Source organism: Methylobacterium sp. WL7 (assembly GCF_008040085.1).
Taxonomy (GTDB): Bacteria; Pseudomonadota; Alphaproteobacteria; order Rhizobiales; family Beijerinckiaceae; genus Methylobacterium; species Methylobacterium mesophilicum.
Window position 1 is genome coordinate 1 of record NZ_VRVG01000358.1, and the last position, 607, is coordinate 607.

Annotated in this window: 1 pseudogene; it reads right to left on the bottom strand. The window is 65.9% G+C overall.

Going from position 1 to position 607, the window contains the following annotated elements:
- Window positions 1–607, bottom strand: a pseudogene (locus FV233_RS30805) (hypothetical protein); the annotation flags it as partial.

The following is a 607-nucleotide window of genomic DNA, read 5'->3' on the forward strand; positions in this document are numbered from 1 at the left end:
CCGGCATCTTGAAGAACTGCTCGGGGTTCCGCATGCCGGACGCCTCGACCATTTTCTGCAGCGTGCCGACGATCTCCGGAACGCCGCAAACCGGGTTGGTCAGGCCAAACTGCTTGATCACCAGTTCCTGCTGGCTAAGCACCTGACCCAGCATGGCCAGATCGCGCTCACGCGAGCCGGTGCCGAGACCGAGGTTGATGTCGACGTCCATCCCGGCATCCCAGGACCGGGGGTCAAACTCCACCCACTCGTCGCGCAGGCGGATCGTGCGGGCGCGGTCCTGATTGGCAACCACCAGCTTCAGCATCTTCCGGAACAGTGGGCGCAGGCCCATCCGCGCCATGTTGCGGGCGATCATCTCGACCCGGGCATAGCCGGCATCGTGCTCGAGCTGCGAGGCGGTGGCCGTCTGCGGGTTGAGCGCGGTCTCGTCGAGGCTGGCGGTGGCCTGTGACACGCCCGTGCGCCGCTCGATGACCTTGTCGACCGCGGCGATGCCGTTGAAAGCGATGTCCGAGACGTTGGGCGAGATGATCGGGTTGATTGCGCCCTGCTGCGAGACACGAACGATGCCGCCGAACCGGCGCTCACGCACCTCGTCGGGGTT